Raw genomic sequence first — 24,693 nt, 5'->3', positions numbered from 1 at the left:
ATACACCCTAGAACCTTTTATTACCTCTCTAAAGTGCAGCGCCTCTTAACCTCTTTGTGAATAAATATAATTACGCGGGGGAAACCGAGTTACTCAGGTCTGCCTTTATTGCGCTTGCCTAATAAATACGCATCGCGAAATTTCATAAAATGCTGCTCAAGCTTAGTTGCCGCGTCAGTCTCCCCTGCCAGCGCTAACACCATAATTGCCACTTCAGCGGTGCCAAGTTGATGGGCATGCGGTGCTACGCGTAGCCGATAATCAGAGAGTTTATCTGCGGTGATTGAGAGGACTGGCAGCGCATCTAAATAAGGGCTTTTGCGGATCATTTTTTTCGCTTCACGCCATGTGCCATCTAAAAAGATAAACAAGGGACGTTTATTTGGCTGCGCTTGTACATCGGTAATAACGCGTGCGGTATCGTCAACATCAGTGGCGGGGAAAATCACCATAGGTTGATATTGCGGGTCATTTAATAAAGCCAGAAGCTTAGCGTCAGGTTCGGTTCTGTCCCAACGAAAGGCATGATTATCAGGGACTATTTCAGCAATCAACCGCCCGGTATTAGAAGGTTTAAAGCTTTCATTATGATACATCAGCATACAAACCGCAGCATCACATTGTGCCTGCTCTACACCGTCACAAATACAATAATGTTTTGCAATTAAGCATTGCTCACAACGATCCATTTTCCCGCCACGGGCATTAAACTCTCGGCGAGATTCGCTAATTTGCTGAGCGCGCAAGGCAAGTACTGAATTAGAAGAGCGGTTAGTCACGTGGTTTATCACCTAAAAAAGTACCTAAAAATTGATCGGCGCGTATTGTAGCTAAAATCTGTGGGAATAGATATCAGCTATCAGCTATCAGCTATCAGCTATCAGCTATCAGCTATCAGCTATCAGCTACAAACTTTGCCCAGTTCAACTTACGTGTCAAGAAGGCTTATCTTTAGCTGACGGCTGACGGCTGACGGCTGACGGCTGACGGCTGACGGCTGACGGCTGACGGCTGACGGCTGACGGCAATTAAAAACAAAAAACCCAAGCCGAGGCTTGGGTTTTTAAACAATTAACTAAAAGAACTTACTTCTTCTTTTTAACTGCTTTTTTGTTTGGTAAATCAGTGATCGAACCTTCAAAGATTTCAGCAGCAAGGCCGATTGATTCGTTCAATGTTGGGTGAGCGTGAATAGTAAGTGCTAAGTCTTCGCCATCTGCGCCCATTTCAACCGCTAGACCGATTTCACCCAGCATTTCGCCTGCGTTGATACCAACCATAGCGCCACCGATAATACGGCCACTTTCTTTATCAAAGATAAGTTTAGTTTGACCTTCAGTACGAGCCGAGGCAATGGCACGACCTGATGCAGCCCACGGGAATACCGCAGTTTCGATGCTTAAGCCTTGCTCTTTTGCTTCTTTCTCAGTTACACCAACCCAAGCGATTTCTGGATCAGTATACGCGATTGAAGGAATGCATTTAGGGTCAAAGAAGTGTTTTTGACCTGAGATAACTTCAGCAGCAACGTGTGCTTCGTGAACTGCTTTGTGTGCAAGCATAGGTTGGCCAACAATGTCACCGATCGCGAAGATGTGATCAACATTTGTTTTAAGCTGCTTATCAACATTGATAAAGCCACGCTCATCAACGTTAACGCCCGCTTTGTCAGCATCAAGTAGTTTACCGTTTGGTGTACGACCAACAGCAACTAGTACTTTGTCATAACGTACTGGCTCTGCCGGTGCATTTTTACCTTCAAACGTTACATATAAGCCGTCGTCTTTTGCTTCAACGCCAGTTACTTTAGTAGACAACATTACGTTGAACTTTTTGCTCACGTATTTTTGATAAATCTTGATGATGTCTTTATCAGCTGCTGGTACTAGTTGGTCAGCAAATTCAACTACGTCGATTGCAGAACCTAGTGCACGGTATACAGTGCCCATTTCAAGACCAATGATACCACCACCTAATACAAGTAGTTTCTCTGGTACATCTTTAAGCTCAAGCGCACCCGTTGAGTCAATTACACGGTCATCTTCTGGGATGAAAGGTAAGTTAACTGGTTGCGAACCTGCTGCGATAATAGCGTTATCAAAGGTAATGGTTGTTTTACCATCTGCGCCTTCAACATCAAGCGTGTTGCTACCTGTGAATTTACCGTAACCGTAAACCACTTTAACTTTACGCATTTTAGCCATGCCGTCTAGGCCGCCAGTTAACTGACCAATGACAGACTCTTTCCATGAACGGATTTTGTCTAAGTCAATTTGTGGTGCGCCAAAAGTAACACCGTGAGATGACATTTCAGCAGCGTCATCAATTACTTTAGCTACGTGTAAAAGTGCTTTTGAAGGGATACAACCAACATTAAGACATACACCGCCTAATGTGTCGCGTGATTCTACTAATGTAACTTCTAAGCCCAAGTCAGCAGCACGGAAAGCCGCAGAATAACCACCAGGACCACCGCCTAGTATAACAACTTGAGTTTTTAATTCGTTGCTCATGCTTTTACCTTAATTGTTTGAACGGGACACTGCCCTAAAGTTTAACTGCCATGTTTCTGCAAGGCAGAAAGGGCATTTGTGCAAAGATTGTATCATTGCAAATGGTAAAAATCCCAGCAAAAAACAACTGGCTGGGATTTGATTCTATTTAATTTATATTGCCTACAGTAACTGCATTAAATTAGTTACATTACTAATTGGCGAATATCGCTCATGTAACTTGCAAGAGTTACAGTAAAGCGTGCCGCTAGTGCACCGTCAATCACCCTATGGTCGTATGACATAGAAAGTGGCACCATCAATTTAGGTTCAAATTCTTTGCCGTTCCATTTCGGTTTCATTTCAGATTTAGAGACACCTAAAATAGCAACTTCTGGCGCGTTTACGATTGGCGTAAAGGCCGTACCACCGATACCACCAAGGCTTGAGATAGTAAAACAGCCACCTTGCATATCAGACGATGTTAGTTTGCCGTCACGCGCTTTAACTGATACTTCCATCAGTTCGCGGGATAATTCAATGATGCCTTTCTTATCAACATCTTTAAATACTGGTACAACTAAACCGTTTGGCGTATCAACCGCAACACCGATATTGATGTACTTTTTAAGAATTAGGCTTTCACCATCTGCAGATAACGACGAGTTAAATGTAGGGAACTCAGCAAGCGCTTTGGCCGCTGCTTTCATTACAAATACCAGCGGGGTGATTTTAACACCTAGCTTTTTCTTTTCGCTAAGAGCATTTTGCTCTTTACGGAACTCTTCAAGCGTGGTGATATCAGCTTCATCAAACTGGGTAACATGTGGGATTTGCACCCAGTTACGGTGTAAGTTTTTGCCTGATAGCTTTTGAATGCGAGACAGTTTCTTCTCTTCGATTTCACCAAATTTAGCAAAATCAACTTTTGGCCATGCAATTAAGCCAAGCTCACCACCGCCGGCATTACCGTTACCAGCAGATAACTGGCCAGACTCAACTTGCTTAACTAAGTTCTTCACATAGTCTTGCACGTCTTCTTTCACAACGCGGTTTTTACGGCCAGAGCCTTTTACGTTCGCAAGGTTAATACCAAACTCACGGGCTAAACGGCGCACAACTGGCGATGCATGAGCATACGCACTGTTGTTTTCGAAGCTTTCATTACTTGCTTTTTCAGGTGCTGCTTGTGGCGCTGGAGCAGATTCTGCTTTAGCCGCAGGTGCTGATGCCGGTGCCGCTTTTTCAGAAGCAGCAGGTGCACTACCTGCAACTTCAAATACAAAGATAAGTGAACCGGTCGATACTTTATCGCCCGCGGCTACTTTAATCTCTTTTACTGTGCCTGCAAACGGCGCTGGTACTTCCATTGCCGCTTTATCGCCTTCAACGTTTAAGATTGATTGATCTTCTTCAACATTATCGCCTACAGCAACCATCACTTCAGTGACTTCAACTTCATCACCGCCGATATCTGGCACGTTAACTTCTTTACTGCTCGGCGCAGCACTTTGTGCAGGAGCTGAGTCTGCCTTTGGCGCTTCCTCAGCTTTAGCATCGCTTGAGTCAGCTGAATCACTACCAGCAACTTCAAAAACAAACACTAACGAGCCTGTTTTTACTTTATCGCCAGTGGCAACTTTAATTTCTTTAACAGTCCCTGCAAACGGCGCTGGCACTTCCATTGCCGCTTTGTCGCCTTCAACGTTTAAGATAGATTGCTCTTCTGAAACCTCGTCGCCAACAGCAACCATCACTTCGGTCACTTCAACTTCATCATCACCGATATCTGGCACGGTGACTTCTTTTGTTGTTGAACCTGAAGAGGCAGCAGGTGCTGCGTCTTCAGATTTAGCCGCAGCTTCCGGCGCTTTTTCTTCGCCAGCGCTTTCGCCTTCAAATAAAAATACTAAAGAGCCCGTAGTAACCGTGTCACCCACGTTTACTTTGATTTCTTTAACAGTACCTGCTTGCGCAGCCGGTACTTCCATTGATGCTTTGTCGCCTTCAACGGTTAGTAGTGATTGGTCAACTTCAACTTTGTCACCAACGCTTACTAAGATTTCGGTTACTTCAACTTCATCGCCACCGATATCTGGTACATTAATTTCAATACTCATTGCAAAACCTCTTATGCGTACAGTGGGTTAACTTTGGTCGTGTCGATGTTGAACTTCTTAAGCGCTTCAACAACCACTGACTTTTCAAGCTCACCACGTTTAGCAAGTTCAGATAACGTAGCAACAACAACATAGCCTGCGTTAACTTCAAAGTGACGGCGTAAGTTTTCACGGCTATCAGAGCGGCCGTAACCGTCTGTGCCCAACACTTTGTAGTTGTTGCTAGGAATGAATGAACGCGCTTGCTCAGCGTAGTTTTTCATGTAATCCGTTGCAGCAACTGTCACTGAGTCATTTAATACGCTAGTGATGTAAGCTGTTTTTTGCTCGCTTTCAGGGTTAAGCATGTTGAAACGCTCAACGTCTTGACCATCACGGGTAAGCTCATTGAATGAAGTTACCGAGTAAACATCTGACGCAATGCCGTAATCTTCACTTAAGATAGCAGCCGCTTTACGTACTTCAGTCATGATAGTACCTGAGCTTAATAGCTGTACGTTGGCTTTTTTGCCTGCGTAGCTTTCAAGCTTGTAGATACCTTTACGAATACCTTCTTCAGCACCTTCAGGCATTGCAGGCTGTGCGTAGTTTTCGTTCATTAACGTCAGGTAGTAGTAAATGTTTTCTTGGTCTTCACCGTACATACGACGAATACCGTCTTGCATGATAACCGCCACTTCATACGCATAGGTTGGATCGTAAGAAATACAGTTAGGTACTGTGTTGGCAAGAATATGGCTGTGACCATCTTCATGCTGAAGACCTTCACCATTTAGCGTTGTACGACCCGCCGTTGCACCTAATAAGAAACCACGTGCTTGTTGGTCACCTGCCATCCATGCCATGTCGCCAACACGTTGGAAACCGAACATTGAATAGTAGATATAAAATGGGATCATTGGTAAATCGTTAGTGCTGTATGATGTTGCCGCAGCAACCCATGAAGACATTGCACCTAACTCATTGATACCTTCTTGCAATACTTGGCCTGATGTTGCTTCTTTGTAGTAAGAAACGATATCGCGGTCTTGTGGTGTATAGTTTTGGCCATGTGGGTTATAAATACCGATTTGACGGAATAAACCTTCCATACCAAAGGTACGTGCTTCATCAGCAATAATTGGTACGATGTTTTTACCAATGCCTTTATCTTTTAATAAGATATTAAGTGCACGAACAAAGCCCATAGTAGTAGAAATATCACGCTTTTGCTCTTCAAGTAGTGGCTTGAATGCTTCTACTTCTGGTAACTGTAACTTTTCAGAGAACTTAGCAATACGTGTTGGCGTGTAACCTTTCAGGTCATCACGACGAGCGTGTAAATACTTATACTCTGGTGAACCTTCTTCAAGGGTCAAGTATGGTAGCTCTTTGATCTCTTCATCAGAGACTAAGTCTTGTAAACCTAAACGTGAACGTAAATGAGCCACATGAGTCATGTCCATTTTTTTCACTTGGTGCGCAATGTTTTTACCTTCAGCTGCTTCACCCATGCCGTAACCTTTTACAGTTTTAGCTAGGATAACCGTTGGGCGATCTTTAGTTTCTTCAGCCTTTTTAAATGCAGCGTATAGTTTTGATGGCTCATGACCACCACGCTTAAGGGCAAAGATTTCGTCATCTGTCATATCAGCTACAAGTGCCGCTGTCTCAGGGTAACGACCAAAGAAATGTTCACGTACGTACGCGCCATCTTTCGCTTTATAAGTTTGGTAGTCACCATCGATGGTTTCGTTCATCAATTGTAGTAGCTTACCTGTGGTATCTTTAGCAAGTAAGATATCCCAGCCGCTGCCCCAAACTACTTTAATTACGTTCCAGCCTGCACCTTTAAATAGACCTTCAAGCTCTTGAATGATCTTACCATTACCCATTACTGGGCCGTCTAGGCGCTGTAGGTTACAGTTGATTAGGTAGCAAAGGTTGTCTAGCTTTTCACGGGCTGCAAATGAGATCGCACCGCGTGATTCTGGCTCATCCATTTCACCATCACCAAGGAACGCATATACGCGCTGGTTTTTGGTATCTTTTAAGCCACGGCCATCTAAGTATTTTAAGAAACGCGCTTGGTAAATAGACGCGATAGGACCAAGGCCCATAGATACTGTAGGGAACTGCCAGAACTCAGGCATTAACTTAGGATGTGGGTATGAAGGTAAACCATTGCCATCAACTTCTTGACGGAAATTATCTAACTGGGCAGCAGATAAACGGCCTTCAACAAATGCACGCGCATAAATACCAGGAGAAATATGGCCTTGGTAATAAACTAAGTCACCACCGTCTACATCGTTCGGCGCTTTAAAGAAGTGGTTAAAGCACACTTCATAAAATGCAGCAGACGATTGGTAAGACGCCATATGGCCGCCTAAGTCGAGATCTTTTTTCGATGCACGCAATACAATCATGATTGCGTTCCAACGAATAATAGAACGAATGCGGCGCTCAAGGTTAACATCCCCAGGGTATGCAGGTTCTTGATCTACCGGGATCGTATTAACGTAGTTTGTGTTAATGCCAGTTGGCATATCAACACCGTCTAAACGGGCTTGCTCTAATACTTGCTCAAGTAAAAACTGAGCACGTTCAACACCTTCTTCACGCACAACTGATTCAAGAGCTTGTAACCACTCTTGTGTTTCTAGCGCGTCTACGTCAATTTTATTGACTTCAGACATATGGAGGTTTCCTTATGTTTAAAATACGAATGTTCTTAATTAGTACTGTGGTAATCATTGTTGCCATATGCAGTACTTGCTTAAATTATTGATCTTTTACTGTGTTTGCTAATTTTGTTTGGTGCGTCTTAAACTACGTTCAATTCGCGAATGCTCTTTGCCGGCTTCCAATAATGCTTCTTCAATGAAAGCTAAGTGAGCATTACTGGCAAGTCGCGCTTGCTCGGGATTCCCTTCAATCACTGCATCCATTAATAAACGGCGATGCTCAGCTAAGCGCGAACTGATGTGCGGCTTTTCTAACAATACCGTTAAATTCTGTAAAACATTTTGTTCAAGCAATGCCTGCATACCGCGCACTAAATGCAGTAGCACTACATTATGTGACGCTTCTGCAACACTAAAGTGAAACGCATTAATTGCTTTGGCTTTTTGCTGTAAATTATCATGTGCTACGGCAATACAATCAAAGCTTTGCTTCACTTTATCAAAGTCCGTACTAGTGCCGCGCAGCGCGGCATAATAAGCGGCAATGCCCTCTAATGCATGACGAAACTCTAATAAATCAAATTGCGATTCAGGGTGCTTACTGATCAAATCAAAAAGCGGATCAGTGAGTCCTTCTTCAAGCTGATTTTTTACAAACGTTCCGCCACCTTGACGACGCGTTACTAAGCCTTTTGCCTCTAGCTTTTGAATCGCTTCGCGCAGTGAAGGACGAGACACTTCAAATTGCTTGGCTAATTCACGCTCTGGCGGCAGTTTCTCTCCGGGAGCTAATGAGCCCTCAAGAATCATATTCTCAAGTTGCTGTAAAATAACATCCGATAGTTTTGCTGCTTTAATCTTTAAAGACATTAATCAACGTCCGCATTGTAGTGGGAATATAGCCTGAATAATTCAAACTTGTGCCCATTGCCTAAACCAAAAGGTAAATTGGTCATACCAAATTTGAGCCATACGTTATCAAAAAGCAAGTTTGCTGTCAATTTACCGAGGCCAGCTGTCGATAATCCAGCCTAACGCATTTAGCACAAAGATTAAACAGTATGAGATAAAGCCAGAGTTTGGGAAGGGTTTAAACAGAAAAAACAAATGGTCTGACCAGATAGTGGAGAGATGAGGTTTTAGGTTCTAGGTTTTAACCATAACTTCCCTATCGCCTAGTAACTTCCTAAAACCTATTCTTATAATTACGTATCTAAAGCACAGCGCCTCTTAACCTCTTTGTGAATAAATTTTAATTGCGCGGGTAGCAGCGAGTTCACCTCGCGACAATGGAATGCCATTCACGGTGGCAAGTCACTCGCCTACAAATAATGCCCACCGCGATCCTGTAGGTCGTCATTTATGGCAACAAGAATATTTCACCACCGAGGGCTGGAGGCGCTGAGCGCTACACCGAGAAGACAAAAGTAAAATTAATTACTTAAAACCATTTTGCACAAAGAGAAGTGAATGAGAGCAAATGAGAAAAAACGCCACGGGCTTCGAATACCCCCCTAGCAGCTAGTCACTTCCCTAGAACCTTTTATTACTTCTCTAAAGCGCAGCGCCTCATAACCTCTTTGTGAATAAATTTTAATTACGCGGGGTAAACCCGCGCCTACGCCGGTAGCAGCGAGTTTACCTCGCGACAATTACTTCCCTAAAACCTAGCAGCTGTTTATTTACGCTAACCCACCAAATAAAGTGAGCAAGGCAATCAGCACTAAATAAAATAATACATTGCGTTTTACTAGCTTCATCATACAGGTTGCTTCATACGCGCAGCCAAAGTGCTGTTGCTCTATTTGCTCTGCAGCAAGCGCGGTATTAGTTACCACCTTACGATTACTCACTGAAAAATCGAGCACATACTGCAACCAACAACTAGTGCCTTTATTAAAGTTACCAATTACTAAGTAACCAAAACTTGCGATCCTGGCCGGTAACCAATCAAGCCAAAATAGTAATGTGTGAATTAGTTTAAAGCGGTGAGCATACGCAACTTTATGATCATCGCGCACTAAATCGGCATAAGTACGTACCAAGGCATATAACACCGCACCAGGTACACCTAAAACAACAAACCAAAAAATAACCGCACAATAAAAACGAAAGTTAACCCAGGCCAAGGTTTGGCCAAAGGTTTCCCCACCTATTTCATCTTCGGTTTTCTTTTGTCCCATTTGCCATGCATACAAGGTAGCAGCTTGCTGGTCATCACGAGTTAACGCATTTAGATACGACTTATATAATGCACGTTGTTTAGCACAACCAAAGCAAACTAGCAGCACTGCAACATTAATAGCTAACTGCCACAACACAAAATCAGATAAGGTAAAAATAACGGCAATCAGTAATACAGGCAAAAATAACCAAATCATAAACCCAGCGGGTGAATTAAATAAACCCTGCTCACTAAGCTGCTTTTTTGAACGTGTTAAATAGCCTTGTGCGTAATAACTTATTTGCCAATAATCAGAACGAGCACCTAAACGTTCTAAAATTAGAGCAATTATTATAGAAATTAAGATCATACTTTTTCATTCCAAATTGGCGCTAGTTAAAGCTGATTAAAATATAGTTATAGTGCAGCAAAATAATGGTTCCAATCAAAGCTGTCGCCTGGGTCAGTTTTTCGCCCAGGCGCAATGTGACAATGCCCTACAATACGCGAGCGAGTGATTGCTGGGTATTTATTTATCAACGCCTTAGTCAAAGATTGTAATGCATTATATTGATTTTGGGTATACGCCGTTGTGTCTGTGCCTTCCAGCTCAATACCAATACTAAAGTCATTACATTGGTTGCGCCCCAAAAATTCAGAGCGCCCAGCATGCCAAGCACGTTTACTAAAAGGCACGTATTGCACTACTTCACCGCTGCGTTTAATAAAGCAATGCGCCGACACTCTCAGCCCCGCTAAATCGGCAAAACTCGGGTGTGCTTGGCAATCAATACGTCCCATAAACAAGTCATCAACAAACGGCGTGGCAAACTGCCCTGCAGGTAAAGAAATATTGTGAATGACTAATAAAGAAATATCGTCATCATTCGGACGTTCATCAAAATGCGTACATGGTCGTTGTATCGCCGTATCAACGACGCCAAAAGAGTTTATTTTCATAATGAGTCTGTAAACAAATACATAGTCAGATGCTAATAGATTTCCAAGCAGAATAACAGCAAAGCAATAAAACGCAGCAACGGGCTGACCCGCGCCTCTCTTATTTTTAATTTTACTCCAAGACAATGACGATTTTACTACCAAAATTTGGTCGTTGTAGGTCATGCTTTAGCGCGTCAATATCAAAATAATTAAAGAACTTTTATTTAATTACGCGGGGTAAACCCGCGCCTACGTCGGCCGGTAGCAGCGAGTTTACCTAGCGACTGTTTATACATTTACATGATAAACCTATTTTACCACCGAGGGCAGGAGGCGCTGCGCGCTACACCGAGAAGGCAAAAGTAAAATTAATCACTTAAAACATTTTGCACAAAGAGAAGTGAATGAGCGTAAATGAGAAAAAACGCCACGAGCTTCGAACAACGATTTTCGAATACACCTAGTCACTTCCTAAAACCTAGAACCTCACTCTCTAGAACCTAATCAAACTTATAGCTTCAGCCTTCTCTTTCACTTTCAAACCATGTAAAATTTGTGCAATTTCCTAATTATAATGAGCTTTTATAATGTCTATCCCACACAGCCTATTAAGCCAACTTGTTAAACTTGCCCTTGATGAAGATTTAAACTATCAAACGGCCGAGCAAGGCGATATCACCGCACAATTAATTCCCGCGGCGCAACAAGCCAACGCTAAAGTGATCACCCGTGAAGACTGCGTATTTTGTGGTAAAGACATTATCTTAGAAGTATTCAAACAAGTTGATCCGAGTGTAGCAGTTAATGTATTAGTAAATGATGGCGATACCGTTAGAGCAAACGATACCCTATTTACAGCAACAGGCTCCGCTCGCGCTATTTTAACCGCAGAGCGAACGGCACTTAACTTTGTACAAACGTTATCTGGCACTGCCACCACCACTTCAAAGTATGTAAAAGAGCTCAGCGGCACCACCACGCAACTACTCGATACCCGTAAAACCATACCGGGGCTTAGAGCACTGCAAAAATACGCAGTAAAATGTGGCGGTGGCGCTAATCATCGTATCGGTTTATTTGATGCGTTTTTAATAAAAGAAAACCACATCGCTGCCTGTGGCGGTATTGATAAAGCGGTAGCGCAAGCAAAACTTAATCATCCAAACAAACCAATTGAAGTCGAAGTTGAATCACTTCATGAGCTAGATCAAGCCATTACAGCCGGTGCTGATATTATAATGCTGGATAACTTTAGTGTTAAGCAAATTCAGCAAGCGGTAGAGCTTACCAATAAGCGCGCTAAGCTTGAAGTGTCAGGCAATATGACCTTAGAAACACTACGCACTTACTCACAAGCGGGGGTTGATTTTATCTCCAGCGGCGCGCTTACAAAAAATTTACAATCAATTGATTTGTCTATGCGTTTTGAGTAATTATTCTTTTGTATTAGAATTTTATATTTACCTAATCCGTTGACAATTTGAGCAAAAAAGCATTAAATACGCCGAAAGGCTTATTCTGTAACAAACTGTTAATTTTAGTACCTCTGATACTAAAAAATAGTGTTAATATAGGCCTCTAGGATTAATTAAATTACATAAAACTAATCCTAAAGAGTTATTTTTAGCTGTTATTTTACTTAGCACTGCTTTTTTAGATAAAAGCCCCGAGTAAAATCACTCGCACTGAACACAAGTACCAAGTGCAAAAATTTCTAAATTTCGATGAAATACAGCTAACATCGCTTTCAATCAGCAGTTTTAGTGCTAAAGTAGTTCTAACAGCGCTCTAATAACATAAAGTAACGATTTTAAAAAAACCGTAAGATAGAGCAGTTACACTAGCAAAAGTGCTTACCCACTTTACTAACATAATTAATTTAGCTTACAAAAAAACACTATCCTTTAGGAGAGGAACATGGAAAAAATGACACAACAAAGTCAAAAGGGTTTTACCCTAATTGAATTAATGATTGTAGTAGCAATCATCGGTATTTTAGCAGCGGTAGCATTACCAGCTTATCAGAATTACACAAATAGAGCTAAATTTGCAGAAGCTGTATTAGCTGTAACGCCATACAAAACAGCTATGGAATTAGCTATTCAGACTAAAAACCCTGCAGCGAAAACTGATTTAGATGCTGCTAAACTTGGTATTCCTGCTGATATCACGGTTTCAGCGACTGATCATGGCGTAACTGTTGCTGATGGCTTAATTACTGTAACTTGGAAAACTGATGGCACTCCTTTAGAAGGTATCACATATTCCTTAGAAGCAGATGGTGTTATTCCCCCTGTAAACTGGACCGAAGGCGGTACTTGCTTAACTAACGGTTTCTGCTAAAAGATACTTTTTGCATCTCTATGAATATATATAATGTAATTAATAAACCTAAAGGTTTTACACTCATAGAGATGCTAATTACTCTGGCTATAATAGGCTTACTTGCCTCAATTGCCATTCCCCAATATAACCTTTACCTTAACAGAGCTAAGTTTTCCGAGGTCATTTTAGCTACCTCAATATATAAAAACAGTATAGAGATTGCTTTTGCAACAAATAGTTACACCTCCCTTGATGAGTTTGATGGAGGGAATTTAGGAATACCTGAAAACAACTCACCACAAATTATTCCTCACAAACACATAGCTAACAGCACAGTGATTAATGGAGTGATATATATCGAAAGCTCGATCTCATTAGATGGTTCAAATGTAACCTACATACTCACACCAACCATTAGTGCAAAGAATACTTTATCTTGGAACACAACTGGAAGTTGCATTGATGCTGGTTTATGTTAAGTAATTTTTTATGAAAAAGAATAGTGATTTAGATACCTTTCAATGGATCGGTGTTAGTACTCGCGGGAAACGCCTTGAAGGTGAAATGACTGGCGCAAGTATTGCCTTAGTTAAAGCACAACTTCGTAAACAAGGTATCACCCCCTCAAAAGTTAAACGCAAAGCTAAACCTTTGTTTGGTGTGCGTATGCAGGCTATTACGCCAAAAGATATTGCTTTAGTGACACGGCAAATTGCCACTATGCTAATGGCTGGCGTGCCCCTTATTCAATCAATCGAAATGATTGGCACGGGCGCTACCAATAAAAGTGTTAGTAAACTGATGGAAACCGTTGGCGATGAAGTAAAAGCCGGTGGTACGCTTTCCAATGCACTGCGTAAACACCCCCGTTATTTTGATGATTTATATTGTGATTTAGTGGCCTCCGGTGAGCAGTCCGGTGCGCTGGATAAAATATTTGACCGTGTTGCCCTTTATAAAGAAAAATCCGAAGCGCTAAAATCAAAAATTAAAAAAGCCATGTTCTACCCTATTGCGGTATTGGTAGTAGCGTTAATAGTCACCTCTATTTTGCTTATTTTTGTGGTACCACAATTTCAAGATATTTTTGCCGGCTTTGGTGCAGAACTCCCCGCATTTACTTTAATGGTGATTGCCATCTCTGAGTTTATGCAAGAATATTGGTGGATGATGTTAATTGCCATTGTTGGCTTTGGCTGGGCTTATAAAGAGGCGCTACTAAAAAGTAAGAAACTACGGGACGCTAACGACCGCGCGATTTTAAAACTGCCGGTAATTGGTATGATTTTAAACAAAGCTGCAGTGGCACGTTATGCTCGTACACTTTCGACCACCTTTGCGGCCGGTGTACCGCTAGTTGATGCACTTGATTCTGCCGCGGGTGCTTCAGGTAACGCGGTTTATCGTTATGCTATTTTAGATATCAAAGCTGAAGTAAGCTCGGGTAATCAAATGAACTGGGCGATGCGCAACTCAAAAATATTCCCCGATATGGTGATTCAAATGGTCGCTATTGGTGAAGAATCAGGCTCTTTAGATGGTATGCTGGCAAAAGTCGCCACTATTTATGAGCAAGAAGTTGATGATGCCGTAGATGGCCTATCAAGCTTATTAGAGCCGCTGATTATGGCGGTACTCGGCGTGTTGGTTGGCGGTTTGATCATAGCTATGTATTTACCTATTTTCCAACTAGGTTCAGTTATATAAAAGCTGTAAGCTGTAAGCTGTAAGCTGTAAGCTGTAAGCTGTAAGCTGTAAGCTGTAAGCTGTAAGCTGTAAGCTGTAAGCTGTAAGCTGTAAGCTGTAAGCTGTAAGCTGTAAGCTGTAAGCTGTAAGCTGTAAGCTGTAAGCTGTAAGCTGTAAGCTGTAAGCTGTAAGCTGTAAGCTGTAAGCTGTAAGCTGTAAGCTGTAAGCTGTAAGCTGTAAGCTGTAAGCAAAAATGCTCCTAATTTATATTAAGCGATGCAACATCTTTTTATTTAAATGATTTATTCACAAAGAGGTTAAGAGAAGTAATAAAAGGCTCTAGGTTCTAGGGAAGTGACTAGCTGCTAGAGGGTATTCGAAGCCCGTGGCGTTTTTCTCATTTGCTCTCATTCACTTCTCTTTGTGCAAAATGGTTTTAAGTGACTGATTCACAAAGAGGATAAGAGACACTGCGCTTTAGAGAAGTAATAAAAGGTTCTAGGGAAGTGACTAGGTGCTAGGTGTATTTATCCCACAGCTCGCAGCCCGTGGTGTTTTTTCTCATTTACGCTCATTCACCTCTCTTTGTGAAAATGGTTTTTAACTTAATTTTTTAGGTATGTAATGCACGAATTTTTTCTTGATATAACCACCGTAATGCAAAGCCAACTCTGGTTTTATTTACTCACAGTTGGCTTAGTGAGCCTGTGTATTGGTAGTTTTTTAAATGTAGTAATTTACCGTTTGCCGCTCATGATGCAGCGCGAATGGCAAACAGAATGCCGTGTTTTACTGGCTGACGATTTAAAACTCACAAAAGCTGACAATGCAGCAGTTGAGTTTAATCTGATCAAGCCTAACTCTACTTGCCCAAAGTGCAAAACAGCCATTAAAGCGTGGCACAATATTCCTGTTATTAGTTGGTTATTTTTAAAAGGGCGTTGCGCTAGTTGCAGTAACCCAATTTCAGTACGTTATCCCATCGTTGAAATGCTCACTGCGATTTTAAGTTTATTCGTCGCCTATACGTTTGGCGCGACAGAGCAAGCACTGCTGTATATTTTGATTACCTGGGTGCTCGTTGCCCTGACTTTTATTGATATTGACCATATGCTACTGCCTGACCAACTCACCTTACCTTTAGTCTGGTTAGCATTAATTGCCGCAGTGATGGGCATCACTATCTCCCCAACGAGTGCAATTATTGGTGCCGCATGTGGTTATTTAAGTTTGTGGAGCGTATTTTGGCTGTTTAAGTTGATCACCGGCAAAGAAGGCATGGGTTACGGTGATTTTAAATTACTGGCCGTATTTGGCGCCTTGCTTGGCTGGCAATCTCTACTTACTATTGTTTTATTATCGAGTGTGGTGGGCGCCATTATCGGCATTGCCCTACTAACTATTCAGGGTAAGGATAAAGCCACGCCTATTCCGTTTGGCCCCTATTTAGCCATTGCCGGTTGGGTTACCTTATTATGGGGCACACAAATCCAAGCATTCTATTTTAATTTGCTAGGTTATTAATATGAACACTTCCACTGCTCAACCGATAAAGAACTGGGTGCTGGGCTTAACTGGCGGCATTGGCTCTGGGAAAAGTGCGGTGAGTGCCATGTTCGAACAACACAATATAATGGTAGTTGATGCCGACATTATTGCCCGCCAAGTAGTTGCACCAAATAGCGAAGGACTGGCCGCGATTAGTGAGCATTTTGGTGTTCAAGTGTTAAACCCAGACGGCAATTTAAATCGAGCTAAGTTACGAGAGATTATTTTTGCTGATACCACAGAGAAAGCTTGGCTTAATAATTTATTGCATCCGCTGATCCGTGAAAAAATCCTTACTGATTTACACTCTGCAAACAGCGCGTATGTGGTGCTCGTCGCGCCACTGTTATTTGAAAACGGCCTTGAGCAATATTGTAATCGCACTTTAGTGATTGACGTTCCTGTAGAAATACAACTCAAGCGCACTATCGCCCGTGATAGTATTTCTGAGCAACAAGCTCGTAGTATTATCGCCGCACAAATGTCACGCGAGGATAAACTCAACCGAGCTGACGATGTGATTGATAACAACCGACCATTGGCTCAAGTAGCCATAGCGATACAACAATTACATGAACAGTATTTAGCATTGGCTGCGAAAAAATAAACAGTCGCTAGGTAAACTCGCTGCTACTTAAACGTAGGCGCGGGTTTATCCCGCACAATTAAAATTTATTCGCAAAGAGGTTATGAGGCGCTGCGCTTTTAGAGAAGTAATTGTAAAAATAGGGCCTAGGTTTTAGAAAGTGACTAGCTGTTAGGCTGTATTCGAAGCTCGTCGCTCGAAGCCCGTGGCATCTTTCTTCTCATTTGCTCTCATTATCTCTCTTTGTGCAAAAGGTTATGTAGGCGAGTAGCGCTTGCCACCGTGCAAATTAATACTATTCATGGCTAAAGCCATTTCCTACGGGAATTCAACGTCTAAATACCTAGATAAATAAAAACTTTTTGGCTTTTTGTTGTCAAATTACCTTAAATCGACAAGACTAATGTTATACCATTCTTTTTTCTGATAAATTGCAGGCTATAAAAGGATCTAACCAAGGTGCGCAATGAATATTAATTCACCATTACTTAGAAAGTTTATTACGCTTGGTCGTATTGACGCTGAAACTGTTAAATTAAAGCAGCGCGAATATGCTTCAACAGCAGAGCTGATCGCAAAATGCAGCGGTATTGATGGTCATGAACTTGCCGAGCAATGCATCGATTTATTCCGAGTGCCTTATTTTGACCTGCGTGATTTTGATGTAGAGCTGATCCCTAAAGAGTTAATTAAAGAAAAGCTGATCAAAGAACATCACATTCTGCCGCTCGTTAAAAAAGGCCGTAAGCTTTATATTGCTGCTTCTGATCCGACTGATTACGGCGCCTTTGAAAATTTTGAGTTCAGCACTGGGCTTTCTTGTGAAGTGGTGGTGGTTGATTATCGTCAACTCGAAGCAAAAATAGAGCAATTGCTTGATGCCTCTGGCAGTTTGCATTTAAGCGATGAAGAATTTAAAGAGTTTAGTGATCTAGATAGCGAAGGCCAGCGCGAGCCACAAAACAACGGTGAAGATGAAAAAGACGATGCGCCAATTATTGTCTACATCAATAAAATTTTGATGGATGCAATTAAAAAAGGTGCCTCAGATCTACACTTTGAACCCTATGAACATAAATACCGCGTACGTTTTCGTATTGATGGCATTTTACATGAAATGGCCAGCCCGCCAAATAGCCTAGCCACGCGTTTATCAGCGCGTATAAAAGTCATGGCACGTTTAGATATTGCTGAAAAACGCAAACCACAAGATGGTCGTATCAAGTTAAAAATTACCGAACGTAAAAGTATTGATTTCCGGGTAAGTACCTTGCCGACCTTATGGGGCGAGAAAATCGTAATGCGTATCCTTGATTCATCCAGTGCCATGCTTGGCATTGACGTGCTTGGTTACGAGCCTGAGCAGAAAAAGCTCTATATGGATGCGCTACAACAACCGCAAGGCATGATTTTGGTTACTGGCCCTACTGGCTCGGGTAAAACAGTTTCGCTTTACACGGGTTTGAATATTCTTAACCAGCCTGAGCGTAATATCAGTACCGCAGAAGATCCGGTTGAAATCAACTTAGAAGGGATCAATCAAGTACAAATTAATCCACGCGCCGAGATGACCTTTGCTAACGCGTTAAAGGCGTTTTTACGTCAAGATCCTGATGTGGTGATGGTAGGTGAGATCCGAGACCTTGAAACGGCTGAAATTTCAATAAAAGCGGCGCAAACGGGTCACTTAGTAATGTCTACTCTGCATACTAACTCCGCACCTGAAACCCTAACCCGTTTACTTAATATGGGCGTACCTGCGTATAACGTTGCCAGTTCAATTAGCTTGATCATCGCACAACGTTTAGCCCGTCGTTTATGCCCAAAATGTAAAACACCTGAAACCTTGCCAAGTGAAGAGTTACAGCGCCAAGGCTTTAGCCCTGAACAAATAAGTGAACTGACTTTATTTGCCCCGCAAGGCTGCGACAGCTGTACCGATGGCTATAAAGGCCGGGTAGGTATCTATGAAGTGATGAAAATTACCCCTGAAATAGCGCAAATCATTATGCGCGGTGGTAACTCACTGGAGATAGCTGAAGTGTCATTAAAAGCTGGTTTTAATAATTTACGTTTATCAGGCCTTCGTAAAGCCGCCGCCGGTATGACCTCGTTAGCCGAGATAAACCGGGTAACTAGTTTTTAAACTCCAACCTAGCACCTCGGTGCTAGGATCTGTATTATAGCAAAAAAGATTTATGAGAAGATGTTATGCCAACAGTTGTAAGCTGCCCAACGTGTAAAGCCCAAGTAGAATGGTCAGAAAAAAGTCCGCACCGCCCTTTTTGCTCGAAACGCTGTCAGTTAATTGATTTAGGCGAATGGTCGTTTGAAAACAATAAAATCTCCGCGCCAATTACCTCTGCAGATGATTTAAGCCAAGATATGATTGAAGATATTGAAGCTATGCTTGCTAAAAACGACGATGATTTTTTCAAGTAAGCAATTGAAAAATAGGAACTAGGTTCTAGAAAGTAACTAGGCGCTAGGTGTAATAGCCCGCAGCTCTCTTTTCTCTGTGTAGCGCGCAGCGCCTCCTGCCCTCGGTGGTAAATAATGTGTTTGTGTAAATATATAAACGGTCGCGAGGTAAACTCGCTGCTACCAGCGTAGGCGCGGGTTTACCCCGCGCAATTAGAGTTCTTTCAGTGATTTTTTACTTTGGTTTCTCTGTGTAGCGCGCAGCGCCTTTGTGCCCTCGGTGGTAAAATAGGTTTATCATGTAAATGTATAAACAGTCGCGAGGTAAACTCGCTGCTACCGGCGTAGGCGCGGGTTTACCCCGCGCAAATTTCAATTAGGCGTCTTGCACTTTTTACTTAACCAAGCTGCCAAATCAAAAACACCAACGCAAAGCCCACTAAATAAATCAGTCCTAACCAACTTAAACTGCGTATCGCTGTCGAATGTTGGATACTTGGCTCTGAACGGACCAAGCTGAAATTCAGCCACGCAAAAATCGGCGTGGTTAAAAACGCTAAAGTCATCGCAAAGGTAAGCATCGGGCCAAGGGCTGATTTAAAAAACAAGATCACCGCCATACCGGCAAGTGACTGTAAAATTAGCCAAATATTTAGGCTGTGTTTACTTTGTTTAAAACCAAGCAGTTTATGAGATTCGTTAAGTGTTCGTGCATAGCCATCTAGCACAGTAAGGGTGGTACCAAACATACATAAGAATGCAATTACCGACACCAGCGGTCGTGCCCACTCGCCGATAGTCAGGGCGTACATATCAATCAGCTGTTTAGCAAATGCCACGCCGCCGAGCTCTATATTCGCGCTTTGCCCGTATTGCACTAATACACCAAGAGAGAAAAACACTAACGCCAATACTGCGGTTAACCAGTAACCCAAATTAAAATCAAATAACCCCTGCGCTCTAGTTAGCGTTTGTTGGCTTTGCTTTTCTTTAAGCCATAATGAGCTTAAAGCGGAAATTTCAATCGGTGCGGGCATCCAACCCATTAGTGCCACCATAAAACCAAGCATGGCAAGCTCGTAAGGTGATGGGCCAATATAATCAACAGGCGCCATTGGGCCATTACTAAATGCGATAGTAAGGGCAATCACTGTGGCAAGTGTTAATAACGCCATAATCGCTTTGGCAACGTTATCTAACGCTTTAAAATGCCCGAGTAATAAAATAACTAAGCACACGGCTAATATCAACCAACATAATAAGGTCACTGAAATAGTGATCGGCAACGCATAATGCAGCAGGCTTGCGGTGAGCAATAAAACCCCAGCGGTATTGACCACCGCGGCAATGATATTCAAACCAATAAAGCTGTAAAAAAACCATGGGCCTTTACTTTGATACCCTTCAACAAGACTTTTTTTAGTGGCGAGCGTGTATTCGATACCAAAGCGGAAAAACGGATACTTAAGTACATTAACCACCACGATGAGCCAAAATAGTTGCCATCCAAAAATAGCGCCAGCTTGCGTTGATGCGACTAAATGTGAACCGCCAATGGCAGCGGTGGCCATTAAAATACCAGGGCCCAATGCGTTTAAACGGGTTTGCCAAGTTGATACTGCTGATTGCATCTGTGTGCTTACTACTGATAGTTAATAATAAGCAAGTTACAATGTTTTGCCGAGGATTGAAAGTGAGAAAATTAGAGGTAGCTGACTAGTTCGCTAGATTCTAGTTACCTAGAACCTAGCGTATTTATTAATTAACGTAGGTCCATTTCTTGAATAATTTCATGAGCAATTTCAGGTGTAGTGCTCACCGGTTTTTCATGTAAATTGGCTTTAATTTGGCCTTTACGATGCTTTAGTGCTGCATCGAGTTTTTTAGCCGCGTTTGCAATAGCTGGGTAAAGAATTTCGTTCTCGCCTTTAACGGATAAACGCGCGCCTTCGTATATGGTGCTAATTTCTGCTTGGAGCTTATGATGCTCTTTTGAAAGAATGATATCGAGTGCGATCAGAGATGGAAAATGGCTCGCAATTTTTGAAAATTTTTCGTTGATGTGCTCTCTAATAGAGTCAGTAACGTCAACATGGTGACCAGAAAGATTAATTTTCATAGGGTATCCTTTTTTATGTTACCTCATAAGTAGTATTGGGGGCTATTTAGATTAACACAAGGCAGAAAAGCATAAATATGGAATTTATTTGTTACTCACTATGATTTAGATCATCCTCAGAGTATTAAATATGCAAAAACCCGCGCATAGCGGGCTTTCAGCGTGTCACTTAATTTGTATATTAAGTATACGAACAGCAATAATCTGCAAAGTCAGCAACTTTAACTTGGAAAGTGACGTTAGCATCAACGTTAAATGACTCCCCTGCTGACATTGTCTGCCATTCACTTTCACCAGGCAGTAATACTTGCCACTGACCGCCATTAAGCTCCATCAACTCTTTTTTGCTAGTAGCAAATTCAAACTCACCCGGCTGCATAAAACCTAACGTTTTAGTGCTGCCATCAGCAAAAACCACGGTACGACTTGAGACTTTACCGTCAAAATACACATTGGCTTGTTTAACCACACTTACATTATCAAACTGAGACATCCTCACTCCTGTTTATAGTATTTATAATTTAATTACCCCCACAGTGCCTGATACTCAAAAAGCTTGCAAGGGAAGAGTCATAGTAATGAAAAATACTCATGGGCTTCGGGCTTACATTGTAGGTCGTGCTTTAGCGCGTAAAGTGTTTAAGAGTTAAATAAATTTTTAGCTGTGATAAACAGTGGTAACGCTCTAATCAGTCGAGCCGTTGTTTTGCGTCATCTGCATTTACTTATTATGTTTCTCATAGTGTGATTTGAAGACTTGGTAGTTAATTCCAGCCGATATAAAACAAATTATTCCACCCATTAGGAAAAACAAATGTGCAGAACTAATAGTGCCGACTTCAATAAAGTATCCCATCAGTCCAAATACCGATACCACTGTAAAAACAGCGCCCAACCCAAAAAACATAACTAGAGGCGATTTAGTGCTAAATAGCTTCATATCTAAGCTTGGCTTTTCCCAATATTCCTTGGGCTTTTTCAAATATTTGTTTACGAGTGAATCGACAATGGACATCGCAGAAAAGCCTAATATCCCAAATATGAAATTACTAATTCCAAACTCAAACTTGTCGTGTATAGGTGCAAAGCTTAAAGCAACACCATGAGCAACGCTGACTATCGAAATTAGAAATAAATAAATGAAATTGCGGTGTCGAATTTTCATAGGGAAAGATAACCATTTTACAGTGCGCTAATCGTTAATATTCCTGCTGATTTAACGCTCATCTTTCTAAATTATTATAGTTTTAACAAATTAGCTAAGATATTACTATCACTAAGTTTTTGTTCAGCTTAAAGCAAAATCAGATAAGGCAATTTGAACACCATACAATCGGGGCTAAAGCACCCTCCTACGATTTTTCCTTGGCACTGTGCCTCAAATTAAAAACTGATGGCTGATGGCTGACGGCTAACAGCTCCATACAAAAAAGCCCGCGCTGCGTTTAGCACAGTGCGGGCTTTTAAATTTTAATCGTTAAAGACTAAAACAATTCGTTAGCTTTGTTTACGATGTTTTCTACCGTGAAGCCAAAGTGCTCAAACAGCTCGTTAGCAGGTGCTGACTCACCAAAGGTGGTCATCCCCACTACAGCGCCGTTTAGGCCTACATATTTATACCAGTAGTCTGCAATGCCTGCTTCTACCGCTACGCGGCGTGAAACGGCTGCCGGTAATACGCTTTCTTTGTAAGCGGCATCTTGTGCATCAAATACATCGGTCGATGGCATAGAGACAACACGTACTTTTTTACCTTGCTGACGTAATTCAGCGGCTGAATCTTGTGCTAATTGCACCTCAGAGCCAGTTGCGATTAAGATAAGCTCAGGCTCGCCATCACAGCTCAGCACGTAACCGCCTTTTTTCACGTCACTTAATTGCTGTGCTGAGCGTGTTTGTTGCTCAAGGCCTTGGCGAGTAAAGATCAGTGATGTTGGACCGTCTTGGCGTTCAATCGCTTGTTGCCATGCAATCGCAGACTCAACTTGGTCACACGGGCGCCAGTTAACTAGGTTTGGCGTTAAACGCATGCTAGCAATTTGCTCTACCGGTTGGTGAGTTGGACCATCTTCACCTAAACCAATTGAATCGTGGGTGTATACAAAAATGCTTGGCACTTTCATCAGTGCAGCCATACGTACTGCATTACGTGCGTATTCCATAAACATTAGGAAGGTTGCGCCGTAAGGAATAAAACCTTTATGCAGTGCAATACCATTCATAATCGCCGACATACCAAACTCACGCACACCGTAGTAGATGTAGTTACCGCTAGCATCATCGCGCGTTAAGCCTTTAGAACCTTTCCAAATAGTCAGGTTAGAACCGGCTAAATCCGCAGAGCCGCCCATAAATTCAGGCAGTAACGGGCCAAATGCATTCAGTGCATCTTGCGATGCTTTACGTGATGCTGGGTTTGCTGGGTTTGCGTCTAGTTGCTCAATATAAGCTTGTGATTTTTCAGCCCAATCAGCGGGCAACTCACTGCTAGTACGGCGTTTAAATTCAGCGGCTAGCTCAGGGTGTGCAGCGGCGTACGCGGCAAATTTTTCATCCCAGCTCGCTTCAAGTTGTTTACCCTTTTCTTTGCCATCCCATTGAGCATAAATATCAGCTGGGATTTCAAATGCCTCACCGGTCCAACCTAGGAACTCGCGGGCTGCTTTGATTTCGTCTTCACCTAGTGGTGCGCCGTGACAATCATGACTACCTGATTTATTTGGTGAACCGTAACCGATCACTGTTTTACAACAAATAAGCGTTGGCTTGTCAGTCACACTGCGTGCTTCTTCGATGGCTGCGCGAATTGCATCTGAATCATGGCCGTCAACATTACTTACTACATGCCAACCGTAAGCTTTAAAGCGTGCTGGGGTATCATCACTAAACCAGCCTTCCACTTCACCATCGATTGAAATACCGTTGTCATCCCAAAACGCAACAAGCTTACCTAGGCCTAATGTGCCGGCAAGTGAACAGGCTTCATGAGAAATACCTTCCATTAAGCAACCATCGCCTAAGAACGTATATGTGTGGTGATCAACAATCTCATGGCCTTCACGGTTAAATTGTGCCGCTAATGCTTTTTCAGCAATCGCCATACCGACTGCATTTGTGATCCCTTGACCAAGTGGGCCCGTAGTGGTTTCAATCCCTGGTGCATAACCGTACTCTGGGTGACCAGGTGTTTTTGAATGCATTTGACGGAAGTTTTTAATTTCCTCAATTGGCAAATCATAACCACTTAAGTGCAATAGAGAATAAATAAGCATTGAACCGTGGCCATTTGAGAGTATAAATCGATCTCTGTCTACCCACTCTGGATTTGTTGGATTATGATTTAGATAATCGCGCCATAGTACTTCTGCGATATCAGCCATGCCCATAGGGGCTCCAGGGTGGCCTGATTTGGCCTGTTGTACTGCGTCCATTGATAAGACGCGAATAGCATTTGCAAGTTCTTTGCGAGACGGCATGAATTCTCCTACCTTTAACTGTATTTGCGCTGGTTGTTGTGTGTTTTTCAAGAACACCCATTCTTACTTATTGTAGGGGCTGTGTGCAATTAAAAACCCTGATTAAATTGGCTATTATGAAAATTTTTTAAGAACAAAAAGTTATTAG

The 24,693-nt window shown here is 42.2% G+C and carries 20 protein-coding genes; 8 read left to right on the top strand and 12 right to left on the bottom strand.

The genetic code is table 11. The features are described 5' to 3' along the window. Positions 1 to 89: 89 nt before the first annotated feature. The 7 genes from ACMVDV_RS17425 to ampD all read right to left on the bottom strand — a co-directional run bounded on the left by ACMVDV_RS17425 (position 90) and on the right by ampD (position 10,402). A complete protein-coding gene (locus tag ACMVDV_RS17425; protein ID WP_304180310.1) occupies positions 90 to 779 on the bottom strand; it encodes a tRNA-uridine aminocarboxypropyltransferase in 690 nt (229 codons plus the stop codon). Between the two features lie 306 nt (positions 780 to 1,085). Then, positions 1,086 to 2,513, bottom strand: a complete 1,428-nt coding sequence (lpdA, locus tag ACMVDV_RS17420; protein ID WP_416158934.1) for a dihydrolipoyl dehydrogenase — start codon at positions 2,511 to 2,513, stop codon at positions 1,086 to 1,088. A 185-nt stretch (positions 2,514 to 2,698) separates the two neighbouring features. Next, positions 2,699 to 4,612: a pyruvate dehydrogenase complex dihydrolipoyllysine-residue acetyltransferase gene (gene aceF, locus ACMVDV_RS17415; protein WP_416158933.1), complete on the bottom strand. Its 1,914-nt coding sequence runs from the start codon at positions 4,610 to 4,612 to the stop codon at positions 2,699 to 2,701. Positions 4,613 to 4,623: 11 nt separating this feature from the next. Beyond that, positions 4,624 to 7,290 carry a pyruvate dehydrogenase (acetyl-transferring), homodimeric type gene (aceE, locus tag ACMVDV_RS17410; protein ID WP_416158932.1) on the bottom strand — a complete coding sequence of 889 codons (2,667 nt, stop codon included), beginning with the start codon at positions 7,288 to 7,290 and terminating at the stop codon, positions 4,624 to 4,626. Between the two features lie 108 nt (positions 7,291 to 7,398). Then, a complete protein-coding gene (gene pdhR, locus ACMVDV_RS17405) occupies positions 7,399 to 8,148 on the bottom strand; it encodes a pyruvate dehydrogenase complex transcriptional repressor PdhR (protein ID WP_064667159.1) in 750 nt (249 codons plus the stop codon). An 812-nt stretch (positions 8,149 to 8,960) separates the two neighbouring features. Continuing rightward, positions 8,961 to 9,812, bottom strand: a complete 852-nt coding sequence (gene ampE / locus ACMVDV_RS17400) for a beta-lactamase regulator AmpE (protein ID WP_416158931.1) — start codon at positions 9,810 to 9,812, stop codon at positions 8,961 to 8,963. A gap of 47 nt (positions 9,813 to 9,859) precedes the next feature. Further along, positions 9,860 to 10,402: a 1,6-anhydro-N-acetylmuramyl-L-alanine amidase AmpD gene (gene ampD, locus ACMVDV_RS17395; RefSeq protein ID WP_392344125.1), complete on the bottom strand. Its 543-nt coding sequence runs from the start codon at positions 10,400 to 10,402 to the stop codon at positions 9,860 to 9,862. 569 nt (positions 10,403 to 10,971) lie between these two features. Between ampD and nadC the strand changes: the two genes are divergently transcribed. From nadC to yacG, 8 genes are all read left to right on the top strand, one after another. Continuing rightward, positions 10,972 to 11,817 (top strand): carboxylating nicotinate-nucleotide diphosphorylase, encoded by an 846-nt coding sequence (gene nadC / locus ACMVDV_RS17390; RefSeq protein WP_064667157.1) that lies wholly within the window; start codon positions 10,972 to 10,974, stop codon positions 11,815 to 11,817. Positions 11,818 to 12,301: 484 nt separating this feature from the next. Continuing rightward, positions 12,302 to 12,727: a pilin gene (locus tag ACMVDV_RS17385; protein ID WP_416158930.1), complete on the top strand. Its 426-nt coding sequence runs from the start codon at positions 12,302 to 12,304 to the stop codon at positions 12,725 to 12,727. Between the two features lie 20 nt (positions 12,728 to 12,747). Beyond that, positions 12,748 to 13,188, top strand: coding sequence for a pilin (locus ACMVDV_RS17380; RefSeq protein ID WP_089367695.1), 441 nt, complete (start codon positions 12,748 to 12,750; stop codon positions 13,186 to 13,188). 10 nt (positions 13,189 to 13,198) lie between these two features. Further along, positions 13,199 to 14,416, top strand: coding sequence for a type II secretion system F family protein (locus ACMVDV_RS17375; RefSeq protein WP_416158929.1), 1,218 nt, complete (start codon positions 13,199 to 13,201; stop codon positions 14,414 to 14,416). A gap of 603 nt (positions 14,417 to 15,019) precedes the next feature. Further along, positions 15,020 to 15,919 carry a prepilin peptidase gene (locus ACMVDV_RS17370; protein ID WP_416158928.1) on the top strand — a complete coding sequence of 300 codons (900 nt, stop codon included), beginning with the start codon at positions 15,020 to 15,022 and terminating at the stop codon, positions 15,917 to 15,919. A gap of 1 nt (position 15,920) precedes the next feature. After that, on the top strand, positions 15,921 to 16,550 hold the full coding sequence (gene coaE / locus ACMVDV_RS17365) for a dephospho-CoA kinase (protein WP_416158927.1): 630 nt from the start codon (positions 15,921 to 15,923) through the stop codon (positions 16,548 to 16,550). 445 nt (positions 16,551 to 16,995) lie between these two features. Beyond that, positions 16,996 to 18,675, top strand: coding sequence for a type IV-A pilus assembly ATPase PilB (pilB, locus tag ACMVDV_RS17360; protein ID WP_416158926.1), 1,680 nt, complete (start codon positions 16,996 to 16,998; stop codon positions 18,673 to 18,675). A 65-nt stretch (positions 18,676 to 18,740) separates the two neighbouring features. Then, positions 18,741 to 18,971 carry a DNA gyrase inhibitor YacG gene (yacG, locus tag ACMVDV_RS17355; protein WP_064667149.1) on the top strand — a complete coding sequence of 77 codons (231 nt, stop codon included), beginning with the start codon at positions 18,741 to 18,743 and terminating at the stop codon, positions 18,969 to 18,971. Positions 18,972 to 19,348: 377 nt separating this feature from the next. Here the strand turns inward: yacG and ACMVDV_RS17350 are convergent, their stop codons facing one another. From ACMVDV_RS17350 to tkt, 5 genes are all read right to left on the bottom strand, one after another. Beyond that, positions 19,349 to 20,521 carry an NRAMP family divalent metal transporter gene (locus tag ACMVDV_RS17350; protein WP_416159114.1) on the bottom strand — a complete coding sequence of 391 codons (1,173 nt, stop codon included), beginning with the start codon at positions 20,519 to 20,521 and terminating at the stop codon, positions 19,349 to 19,351. A gap of 191 nt (positions 20,522 to 20,712) precedes the next feature. Further along, positions 20,713 to 21,069 carry a ribosome hibernation-promoting factor, HPF/YfiA family gene (gene hpf, locus ACMVDV_RS17345; RefSeq protein ID WP_416158925.1) on the bottom strand — a complete coding sequence of 119 codons (357 nt, stop codon included), beginning with the start codon at positions 21,067 to 21,069 and terminating at the stop codon, positions 20,713 to 20,715. Between the two features lie 181 nt (positions 21,070 to 21,250). Next, complete coding sequence (locus tag ACMVDV_RS17340) at positions 21,251 to 21,562, bottom strand: pyrimidine/purine nucleoside phosphorylase (protein WP_304185158.1); 312 nt, start codon at positions 21,560 to 21,562, stop codon at positions 21,251 to 21,253. A gap of 228 nt (positions 21,563 to 21,790) precedes the next feature. Beyond that, positions 21,791 to 22,234: a hypothetical protein gene (locus tag ACMVDV_RS17335; RefSeq protein WP_304185157.1), complete on the bottom strand. Its 444-nt coding sequence runs from the start codon at positions 22,232 to 22,234 to the stop codon at positions 21,791 to 21,793. Positions 22,235 to 22,553: 319 nt separating this feature from the next. Continuing rightward, the gene (gene tkt / locus ACMVDV_RS17330; protein WP_304185156.1) at positions 22,554 to 24,545 is read right to left on the bottom strand and encodes a transketolase; all 1,992 of its coding nucleotides are present in this window, start codon (positions 24,543 to 24,545) and stop codon (positions 22,554 to 22,556) included. Between the last annotated feature and the right edge of the window lie 148 nt (positions 24,546 to 24,693).

It is taken from the genome of Pseudoalteromonas sp. ASV78 (genome assembly GCF_047806705.1).
Classification (GTDB): domain Bacteria; phylum Pseudomonadota; class Gammaproteobacteria; order Enterobacterales; family Alteromonadaceae; genus Pseudoalteromonas; species Pseudoalteromonas prydzensis_A.
This window is presented reverse-complemented; position numbering and strand designations above follow the sequence as displayed.